The organism is Pseudoroseomonas cervicalis ATCC 49957 (assembly GCF_000164635.1).
In the GTDB taxonomy this organism is placed as follows: domain Bacteria; phylum Pseudomonadota; class Alphaproteobacteria; order Acetobacterales; family Acetobacteraceae; genus Pseudoroseomonas; species Pseudoroseomonas cervicalis.
On record NZ_GG770777.1, the window covers coordinates 1 to 10,116 of the forward strand.

10 protein-coding genes are annotated in these 10,116 nt (G+C 71.1%); 7 read left to right on the forward strand and 3 right to left on the reverse strand.

The annotated features are described in order from the left end of the window. Positions 1 to 373, reverse strand: a 373-nt coding sequence (locus HMPREF0731_RS00005) for an Hpt domain-containing protein (protein ID WP_007001903.1), incomplete at its 3' end; no start/stop codon positions are given. A gap of 333 nt (positions 374 to 706) precedes the next feature. Here HMPREF0731_RS00005 and HMPREF0731_RS00010 point away from each other — a divergent pair. The 5 genes from HMPREF0731_RS00010 (at position 707) to HMPREF0731_RS00030 (ending at position 5,040) form a co-directional block, all read left to right on the forward strand. After that, positions 707 to 1,792: a flagellin gene (locus HMPREF0731_RS00010; protein WP_007001904.1), complete on the forward strand. Its 1,086-nt coding sequence runs from the start codon at positions 707 to 709 to the stop codon at positions 1,790 to 1,792. A gap of 367 nt (positions 1,793 to 2,159) precedes the next feature. Beyond that, complete coding sequence (locus HMPREF0731_RS00015) at positions 2,160 to 3,254, forward strand: flagellin (RefSeq protein ID WP_007001905.1); 1,095 nt, start codon at positions 2,160 to 2,162, stop codon at positions 3,252 to 3,254. 144 nt (positions 3,255 to 3,398) lie between these two features. Beyond that, positions 3,399 to 3,803, forward strand: a complete 405-nt coding sequence (locus tag HMPREF0731_RS00020; protein WP_007001906.1) for a flagellar biosynthesis regulator FlaF — start codon at positions 3,399 to 3,401, stop codon at positions 3,801 to 3,803. Next, entirely contained in the window at positions 3,800 to 4,258 is a 459-nt protein-coding gene (locus HMPREF0731_RS00025; RefSeq protein WP_007001907.1) for a flagellar biosynthesis repressor FlbT, read from the forward strand. The genes HMPREF0731_RS00020 and HMPREF0731_RS00025 overlap by 4 nt, the downstream gene beginning before the upstream one ends. Positions 4,259 to 4,269: 11 nt before the next feature. Next, a complete protein-coding gene (locus tag HMPREF0731_RS00030) occupies positions 4,270 to 5,040 on the forward strand; it encodes a DUF1217 domain-containing protein (RefSeq protein ID WP_007001908.1) in 771 nt (256 codons plus the stop codon). 308 nt (positions 5,041 to 5,348) lie between these two features. Here HMPREF0731_RS00030 and HMPREF0731_RS00035 read toward each other — a convergent pair whose 3' ends face one another. Then, a complete protein-coding gene (locus HMPREF0731_RS00035; RefSeq protein ID WP_007001909.1) occupies positions 5,349 to 7,667 on the reverse strand; it encodes a methyl-accepting chemotaxis protein in 2,319 nt (772 codons plus the stop codon). A 132-nt stretch (positions 7,668 to 7,799) separates the two neighbouring features. After that, positions 7,800 to 8,771: a cysteine synthase A gene (cysK, locus tag HMPREF0731_RS00040; RefSeq protein ID WP_007001910.1), complete on the reverse strand. Its 972-nt coding sequence runs from the start codon at positions 8,769 to 8,771 to the stop codon at positions 7,800 to 7,802. Between the two features lie 47 nt (positions 8,772 to 8,818). Here cysK and HMPREF0731_RS00045 point away from each other — a divergent pair, with 47 nt between their 5' ends. After that, the gene (locus tag HMPREF0731_RS00045) at positions 8,819 to 9,283 is read left to right on the forward strand and encodes an RrF2 family transcriptional regulator (protein WP_007001911.1); all 465 of its coding nucleotides are present in this window, start codon (positions 8,819 to 8,821) and stop codon (positions 9,281 to 9,283) included. Between the two features lie 70 nt (positions 9,284 to 9,353). After that, positions 9,354 to 10,116 (forward strand): cache domain-containing protein (locus HMPREF0731_RS24785; protein ID WP_007001912.1); only part of this gene is annotated, 763 nt, incomplete at its 3' end.

Genomic DNA, 10,116 nt, shown 5'->3' on the forward strand with positions numbered 1-10,116 from the left:
GCTCGGCCGCGGCGGTCAGCTGCGCCACCAGGGCGGTGTCGTCGCCGGCGGGCTCGGCCCCGGTCTCGGCCAGCCCGGCCATGATCACGCGGATGGTGTCGATCGCCGCCAGCACGGCGGTGATGCCGTCCTGGGTGACGGGGATGTCGCCATCACGATACAGGCCGAGCAGGGATTCGGCGGCATGCGCGACCGCCTCGAGCCGGGAGAGGCCGAGGAAGCCGCAGGTGCCTTTGACGCTGTGGACCATGCGGAAGATGCGCGCCAGGATCTCACTGTCCTCGGAAGCGCGCTCGAGGTCCACCAGGGCGGTGTCCAGCTCGGCCAGGGCCTCGTTGGTCTCCGCCAGGAATTCCGCAATGAGGTCGTCCATGCCGCGAATCCTAGTTGTGCCGGGGCGGCAGGGTGGCGCGGAGTTCGGACCAGCTTGTTAACCTGCCGCTCATCTTCGCACGGAGATTGGGCGGAAAATGCCCGGCCGGGGCGGGGCTCGGTCCCGGCGGCGGGGGCGGAGTGACGCGAACCGTAAACATCTCGTTCATAAACCCGGTCCAGGGTATGGGTGCTGCCCCAGGATCGGGCGGAGAAGGATGGTACGGCGGATGATCCGCGCGGTGACCCTCCTCCCGGCCAGGCCCTGCCCATGTGAGGGCCCTGGCCGCACCGCCTAAAAGCAGGCGGTGTCGCTGAGCAGGAACCAGCTCCCATGGCCAATTCGGTCATCACGAACTCCGGCGCGAAGGTCGCGCTGCAGTCGCTGAACAAGATCAACCAGCAGCTCGACACCACCCAGAAGAAGGTGTCGACCGGCTACAAGGTGTCGGACGCCAAGGATGACGGCGCCGCCTATGCCGTCGCCCAGAAGGTGCGCGCCGACGTCACCGGCCTGAACTCCGCCAACGACCAGCTCGGCGGCGTGAACGGCTTGCTGACCAGCACGCTGAAGGCGGTGGACACCGTCTCCAACACGCTGGCGACCGATGTCAGCAACGTGCTGACCAAGCTCTCGGACTCGAATCTCGATGCCGAGACGCGCAAGCAGTACACCGAGCAGTTCAAGTCGCTCGCCAAGCAGATGAACACCACGCTGCAGGATGCGAGCTACAACGGCACGCGCCTGCTGTCCTCGACCGCGACCGACCCGCTGACGGGGAATGCCTATTCCGGCGGCTCGATGGCGGTGACCCGCAACGAGAAGGGCCAGAGCTACACCGTCAATGAAAGCGGTGCGACGGCCGACCAGATGAGCTTCACCGCGAACATCAGCGGTGGCGCGGTGGCGGCGGGCGCGACCAGCGGCCTGGTCGGCGTCCGCTACTACGACGCCGATGCGGACACGGATAACCTCATCGAGGCCACCGACGTGGTCACCGGCGACGCTGCCAGCACGAGCGGCAGCCTGGACGACATCGTGTCGATCTCGGCCGGGGCCGCCAAGGCCCTGCTGCAGGGCAGCGTGCAGGTCGATGACGGCGCCGGCGCGAAGACCACCACGGCGGTCGACGCCGTGATGGTGGATGGCGTCGTGCTGAAGACCTTCACCGCGGTGAAGGAAAGCAGCAACGCCGCGCAGAACCAGCTGGGCAACGACAGCAAGTTCGTCTCCAACCAGATGACCTACAACAGCGCCCGCATCGACGCGATGGAAGAGGGCCTGGGCTCGCTGGTGGATGCCGACCTCGCCAAGGAATCGGCCCGGCTGACCGCGCTGCAGACGCAGCAGCAGCTGGCGACCACCGCGCTGTCGACCGCCAATTCGGCGCCGCAGGTGCTGCTCTCGCTGTTCCGGTAATCCGCCGGGCGCCGCCGCGGGGCGGTGGCTGACCGGGCCGGGGGCGCCGCCGCGCCCCCGGCCTTTCTCGCTCCGGCCAGGCCGCGGGGGAGGGGCTGGCCGCATGGGCGCCCCGCCGGGGGCCGTTTCTGCCCGCCGGTGCGGCGGCTTTTTTCGGAGCCAGGCCGCTCTTCCCGAAAATGGTAAACATGCCGTTCATAAACCCGGGCGAGCCTCGCATCGCCGCCCCAGGATCGGGTGGAGACGGACGGTACGGCGGATGATCCGCGCGGTGACCTTCCTTCCCGGCCAGACACCTCCAGAAAAGACCGGAGGTTATGGCCGCGCCGCCTAAAATCAGGCGGTGCCGGTGAACAGGAATGAAGCCATGGCCAACTCGGTCATCACGAACTCCAGCGCGAAGGTCGCGCTGCAGTCGCTGAACAAGATCAACCAGCAGCTCGACACCACCCAGAAGAAGGTGTCGACCGGCTACAAGGTGTCGGACGCCAAGGATGACGGCGCCGCCTATGCCGTCGCCCAGAAGGTGCGCGCCGACGTCTCCGGCCTGAACTCGGCCAATGACCAGCTCGGCGGCGTGAACGGCCTGCTGACCAGCACGCTGAAGGCGGTGGACGCTGTCTCCACCACGCTGACCTCCGAGGTCAGCAACGTGCTGACCAAGCTGTCCGACTCGAATCTCGATGCCGAGACGCGCAAGCAGTACACCGAGCAGTTCAAGTCGCTCACCAAGCAGATGAACACCACTCTGCAGGATGCGAGCTACAACGGCACGCGCCTGCTGGGCAGCACCGACACCGACCCGCTGACCGGCCAGCCTTTCGAGGGCAAGCCGATGGAGGTCACCCGCAACGAGAAGGGGCAGACCTACACCGTCAATGCGAGCGGCACGACGGCCGACCAGCTGAGCTTCACGGCCAGCATCGGCGGTGGCGCCAGCGCCGCCGTGCCGGCGCCCGCCGTGGCGGCGGATGGCCCGAATGTCGCGAGCTTCGCGACCGGCTCGAACGTCGCGACCAGCTCCGAAGGTGCCATTCCGGCGAGCGGCAGCCTCGACAGCATCACCTCGATCAGCGCCGCCGAGGCCAAGGCGCTTCTGCAGGGCCGGGCCGAGGTCCAGACCGACCCCGGCCCGCCGCCGGTGACGGAGATGCAGGATGTCGACATGGTGCAGATCGGCGGTGCCGGCGGTGCCGTGCTGAAGACCTTCGTCTCGCTCACCGCCCAGGTGAACTCGACGCAGAACGAGCTCGGCAACGACAGCAAGTTCATCTCCAGCCAGATGACCTACAACAGCGCCCGCATCGACGCGATGGAAGAGGGTCTGGGCTCGCTGGTGGATGCCGACCTCGCCAAGGAGTCGGCCCGGCTGACCGCGCTGCAGACGCAGCAGCAGCTGGCGACCACCGCGCTGTCGACCGCCAACTCGGCGCCGGAAGTGCTGCTCTCGCTGTTCCGCTAAGCCGGACAGGGTTGAAGGGCGCCGCCAAAAGGCGGGCCCCGCCGGGCCGGACGGAGCGATACCGTCCGGCCCTGATTCCTGACAGAACCCGAACCACACACGGGGCCCCGCGTCCCGCCGCCATCAAAACGAGAGGCTGGTATCGTGTCCGCACACCATTTTCAGGCCCAGGCGCTGCGCGCCTATGGTGTCGTGAAGGCCGCGAGGTCGCTGCGGGAGCAGGAGGCCGAGGTCTACGCCCTGGTCTCGGGCCGGCTGCGCGTGGCGATCGAGGGCTCCGAGATCGACAGGGTGCGCGCCCGCGCCGATGCGCTGCGCCTGTTCTCCACCGTGCGCATCCTCGTCCTGCATGAAAGCTGCGAGCTGCCGGCGCCGCTGCGCGGCCAGATCGTCTCGCTCTGCCGCGTCGCGATGCGCGAGGTGGAGAAGGAGGACGCGGCCGATCTCGGCTTCCTCGCCGATCTCTGCGACAGCTTCGCCGGCGGGCTGATGGGCCGCGCCCCGAGCCCGGCAGAAACGGCGCCGGCCGAGACGGGCGCCGCGGCATGAGCGAGACCCGTTCCCCGCGCGGCTCCGGCCGCCTGGTGCTCGACCTGCGCGCCGGCGACCGCATGCTGGTCAATGGCGCGGCGCTGCAGTTCAAGACGCGCACCAGCGTCATGCTGTCCAACCGCGCGCGCTTCCTGTTCGGCAAGCAGATCATGTCGCCCGAGGATGCGCGCACGCCGGCGCGGCGCGTCTACTTCGCCATCCAGGCCGCCTACATCGCCGAGGAGGAGGAGCGCGACCAGTATGTCGGCCACGCCCGCCTGCTGGCCGATGAGTACGCCGCCGCGACGACCTCGCCCACGGCGCGCAACGTGCTCGCCCAGGCGATCGCCGATCTCGAGACCGGCGATTGCTGGGAGGCGATGCGCCGCGTGCGCGTGCTGTTCGCGCATGACGACGCCATGCTGGGCGAGGCGGCCCTCGCCGCGCCCGTGGCCGCGCCCCGGCCGGGCTGAGGCGCCGGCCGGTGCCGATCAACCCGTATATCGGCGTGCTGTTCGGCTACGGCTCCGATGGCGGCACGGTGATGAGCGGGTCCGAGCGCATCGGCCTCTACAAGCAGACGCTGAAGAACGAGGACAAGGCGACCGAGCGGCTCAGCAAGGACGCTGCCATCACCCGTGACCTCGACCGGCTGCAGAAGGCGATCGACAAGGCGAAGTCGCCCGAGGAGCTGCTGAAGGACCCGACGGCGCGGCGCGTGCTGTTGGAATCCTTCGGCCTGGCCGGGCAGGAGAACAATGTCGGCCTGGCCGTCAAGGCGCTGACCGCCGATCTGTCGAAGGACGGCAACCTGCCCTCGCGCCTGACCAACAAGGCCTGGTCGGCGGCGGCGACGACGCTGGACTTCGCCAAATCCGGCCTGGACAAGCTGCGCGACCCGAAGGTCTTCGCCGAGATCCGCGCCAACTACATCGAGTACAAGCGCGTCGACGAGGTGTCGGCGCAGAGCCAGCCGGTCGCCGATGCGCTGCATGTGCGCTCGATGGAAGACAAGACGCCCGGCGTCTACAACATTCTCGGCGACAAGATCCTGCGCCGCGTCGCGCTGACCCTGGCCGGCCTGCCCGAGACGATCGCCTTCCAGTCGATCGAATCCCAGGCGCGCCAGCTCGAGAAGCGGATCGACCTGAAGCAGTTCGCGACGCCCGAGGGGCGCGAGAAGCTGATCCAGCGCTATCTCGTCATGGCGGGTGACGAGACCACCTCGGCCAGCCTGATCTCCTACACCGTCTGATCTGGCGCCGCGGGCGCGGGGCCGCGCGGCCCAGCCGCTCCGCGGCGGACCCCGTTCTTCACCCCCCCCTTGCGTACACCGCCGCCCGCCTGCCAGGTGCGCGTCGCACCGGCTGGGCGGGTGCGGCACCCCGGGCCGGTGGCCTGACGTCCCCCGCGCCCATGCTGGCCACGACGATGGCGGCCTGTCGCGGCACGGGCATGGTGGCGCCCAGGAGGCTCTTGCGCGCGGCCATGCAAAAGGCCCGTCCGGTGACCGGACGGGCCTTTCCTGCGCCGGCGGGGCGGGCCGCGGCGGCCCGCCCGAGGTCAGGCGCGGATCGCCACCAGGAACTCCGAGGCGCGGCCGCGCAGCTCGTTGGCCTGGCCGGCCAGCCCCTCGGTCGCCTCCAGCATGCCGCCGGCGGCCTCGGCATCGTTCACCGCCGCCTCGCGCACGCGCGCGATGCGCTGGGTCACCGTGCCGGTCGCCTCAGCCACCTGGCTGGCGCTGCGCGCGATCTCCTGCGTCGCGGCGCCCTGTTGCTCGACCGCGGCGGCGATCGCCGTCGAGATCTCGTTGGTGCGCTCGACCGTGCTGCCGATGCCGCGGATGGCCTCCACCGCGCGGCCGGTCACCGACTGCATCTCGGCGATCTGCGTGCTGATCTCCTCGGTGGCGCGCGCCGTCTGCCCGGCCAGGTTCTTCACCTCGGAGGCGACGACGGCGAAGCCCTTGCCGGCCTCGCCGGCGCGGGCCGCCTCGATCGTGGCGTTCAGCGCCAGCAGGTTGGTCTGGCCGGCGATGTCGCCGATCAGCCGCACCACGTCGCCGATGCGGGTCGCGCTCTCGGCCAGGCTGCGCATGGTGGCGTCGGTGGAGCGCGCCTCCTGCACCGCGCGGTCGGTGACCTGCGCCGCCTCGCTGACGCGGCGGGTGATCTCGACGATGGAGGCGGCCATCTCCTCGGCCGCGGCGGCCACCGCCTGGACGTCGGCATTGGCGCGGCCGGCGGCCTCGGCCACCATGCCGGCCTCCTGGCCGGACTGCTTGGCGCTGGCCGTCAGGCGGCGGGCCGCCTCGCGCATCTCCTGCGCCTGCGCCACCACATGCTCGACCGTGCCGCTCACCTGGCCCTCGAAGGTGTCGGCCAGGCGGGCCTGCTCGGTCACCAGCGTCCAGACCAGCATCGGGCCGACATAGCCGCCCTGGCTGTCGCGGATGGCGGAGACGCTGAGGTCGATCACCTCGCTGCCCATCTTCATGCGCTCGCGATGCGGCAGGTTGGCCGCGTCGGAGAGCAGGGCGCGCTGCGCCGCCGGGTCGGCGTGGAAGATGTCGAGATTGCGGTTCGGCACCTCCTCCGGCGCGCAGGGCAGCGCGTCGGCCACGTGGTCGGAGAGGATCTCGCGCATCCGCGCGTTCAGGTAGGTGATGCGGAAATCCTTGGCCGGGTCGGACATCATCACGCCGGCCGGCATCTGCTCCAGCATCTGGCGCTGGGCGAAGGCCTCGCCCACCGTCGCGCGCAGCGCCTCGACCGCGCCGGCGATGGCGCCGATCTCGTCGCGGCGGTTGCGGTCCGGCACGGTGACGGCGGCATTGCCCTCGGCGATGCGCGACAGCACGGTGGAGAGCCGGCGCAGCGGCGCGCTGATCGCGCCCGAGGTGGCGAAGCCCGCCAGGATCAGCACCAGGGCGATGGCGCCGCCGGCGATCAGCGTGTCCTGCTTGACCTGCGACAGCGCGGCCTCGACGGCGCGGTGGCGCTCATTGGCGTCGGCCTCCATCGCCTGCGACACGGCGCTCAGCCCTTCCTCCAGCCGGGCGCGGGCCGGATCGGCGCGGCCCTGGCGCAGCTCGGCGATGGCGGCCATGCCGGTCACCATCTCCTCCGAGGCGGTGGCGATGGTGGCGCTGGCCGTGCCCATGCGCTCCACCTCGGTGCGCAGGCTGGGCGAGAGCGGGCCGCTGGAGACGCCCCGGAAATGCACGCGCTGCTGCGCCACGGCGCGGCGCAGCCGGCGGGCCTGCTCCTGGTCCTCGGTGCCGATGAAGCGCTGCACGGCGGCGCGCAGGTCGTTGACCGCGCCGTGATAGGCCATCAGCCGCTGCCGCATCTCGTCGACGCGGCCCGGCTCGGTCAGCTCGAACTCCATGCTGGCGGCGACCGCCTCGAAGCGCTGGTCGTATTCGTTCATCGCCGGGAACAGCACGCGGTCGCGGCGGTTCAGCAGGGCGATGCGCTGCTGCGTCACCTCGTTCAGCGCGGCGGCGTAGGTGTCGATCTCCGGCAGCAGGGCCAGGGCGCGCTCGCGCTCGGCCGGCTGGGCCTGCTCTGCGCCGGACTGGATGCGCTCGCGCAGCCGCGCCAGGCGCTGCTGCACGCCCTGCTGGGCGGCCTCCACCGCCTCCAGCGTCTGCGCCCCCTCGGCCATGCTGTTGTACAGCGCGGCGCGCACGCCCTCGGTCTCGGCATCGCTCAGCGCGCTGTTGGCCTCGGCGGCCTGGCGCAGGACCTGATCCTGCGCCAGCACGTCGGTCAGGCTGGAATTGGTGCGCACCACCAGCACCGCCAACAGGATGAAGGTGAGCAGGGCTGACAGCGCAAGCTTCAGCCCCACTTTCAGATTCAGGAAAAAGCGCATCGCACACGGTTCCCGCCGGTTTGGGCGGCAGGATGGTCAGGGGGTTTTAACCGGTTGTTGACAATCTGACCCCGCAACCGCCGATGGTGCCGGCGGCTGCCGCCGCAAGCCCGGAAGAGCGCCGGTTCGCAATCACAATCCCGTGAACAGATCCGTGGACAGATAGCGTTCGGCGAAGGAGGCGGCGATGCCGACGATCAGCCGGCCGCGCATCGCCTCCTGCTCGGCCAGCTCCAGCATGGCGTGCAGCACGGCGCCGGAGGAGATGCCGATCGGCAGCCCCTCGGTGCGGGCGCAGAGCCGGGCGGCGGCGAAGCTCTCCCGCTCGGTGACGCGGCGCACGCTGTCGAGCAGGGCCAGCTCCAGCACGGCCGGGCGGAAGCCGGCGCCGATGCCCTGGATCTCGTGCGGGCCGGGATCGTCGCCGGAGAGCACGGCGGATTCCGCGGGCTCCACCCCGATCACCTGCAGCCCCGCGCGGCGCGGCTTCAGCGCGCGGGCGATGCCGGTCAGCGTGCCGCCGGTGCCGACGCCGCCCACCACCGCGTCCACCGCGCCCGCCGTGTCGGCCCAGATCTCCTCCGCCGTGGTGGCGGCGTGGATCGCCGGGTTGGCCGGGTTGTCGAATTGCCGCGGCATCCAGGCGCCGGGCGTCGCGGCGATGATCGCCTCGGCGCGGGCGATGGCGCCCGACATGCCCTGGCCGGCCGGGGTCAGCTCCACCTCGGCGCCCAGCAGGCGCAGCATCTTGCGCCGCTCGATGCTGGCCCCGTCCGGCATGGTGACGATCAGCCGGTAGCCCTTGGCGGCGGCGACGAAGCCCAGCGCGATGCCGGTGTTGCCCGAGGTGGGCTCGACCAGCACCGACTCGCCCGGGCGGATGCGCCCCTCGCGCTCGGCCGCCTCGACCATGGCCAGGCCGATGCGGTCCTTCACCGAGCCGAGCGGGTTGAAGAATTCCAGCTTCAGCGCCAGCCGCGCCTGTAGCCCGCGCGCCGCCTCCAGCCGCGGCAGGCGGACCAGCGGGGTGTTGCCGATGGTGTCGAGGATGCTGTCGCGCAATCCGGCGGCGGGGCGGGGAGGAGGGGTGTTTCCTTCGGGCATGGCTGCGTTATATCACGTCTTGGGCGCGTGGTTCAGGGGGTAATGCAATGCTGTTGCGGCGGGATCGGGTGATGACGGCGGTGGCCATCGTGCTGGACGTGGCGTTCCACGCCGGGCGCGGCAGCACGGTGCCGGCCGGCGACATCGCCGACCGGCTGGGCGAGGCGCGGCGCGGCATCGAGCCGGTGCTGCAGGCGCTCTCCCGCGCTGGCATCCTGGGCAGCACGCGCGGGCCGAAGGGCGGCTACCGGCTGGGCCGCGCCGCGCGCGACATCACCCTGGCGGAGCTCGCCGCCGCCATCACCGGCCCCGACGCGCCGCGTGACGGGGACGAGGCCGATCCCGCCGCGCCCTCGCCCTTGCAGGAGAAGGTGCTGCGCCCGCTCTGGCAGGAGCTGGAGGCGGCGCTGCTGGCGCAGCTGGGCGAGCTGACCATCGCCGAGCTGCTGCGCCGCGCCGCCCTGGCCGGGCTGCGCCGGCCGACGCCCGAGGCGCTGAACTTCGCCATCTGACGGCGGCGCGCTTAACCGCATCTTCGCAGCGCAGCAGCTAGAACGCCGCCCTGTTCCCGAGGCGGCGCCGATGACATTCCACTCGATCCGCACGCGGCTGGTGCTGTGGCTGCTGGTCTTCGCGCTGCTGCCGCCGCTGCTGCTGGGCGCGGCCTTCCTGCCGACGCGCGCCGCGCTGCGCGGCATGGCGCTGGACCAGCTCGCCGACAACGCCGCCATCCTCAACGAGCTGATCGACCGCAACCTGTTCGAACGCTATGGCGACGTGCAGGCCTTCGGCCTGAACACCGCCGCGCACCGCTCGGAGAACTGGGACAATCCGGGGCCGGACAACCCGCTGGTGCGGGTGATGGACGACTACATGGCGACCTATGGCGTCTACAAGCTGATGCTGCTGGTCTCGCCGGAGGGCCGCGTGCTGGCCGCCAACAGCAAGGACGCCGCCGGCCGCGACCTCGGCACCGACAGGCTCTACACCCGCCGCCTGGCCGGCGCGCCCTGGCTGACCAAGGCGCTGGAGGGCCGCTTCCTGCGGGGCAGGGAGGGGCTGTCCGGCACGGTGGTGGAGCAGCCGGCCATCGAGCCGCTGCTGCGTGAGCTCTACCCCGGCGATTCGGGCCAGGCGATCGTCTTCGCCGCGCCGGTGCAGGACCAGATGGGGCGGCGCATCGGCGTCTGGGTGAATTTCGCCGATTTCGGCCTGGTGACGGAGCTGGTGGAGGGCATCCGCGAGCGGCTGCGCGACGATGGCATGCCCTCCGCCCGCATCGCCCTGCTGGACCCGGCGCTGGCGCCGCTGCTCGGCACCGCGCCGGCCGGGCTGCCGGCGGGCG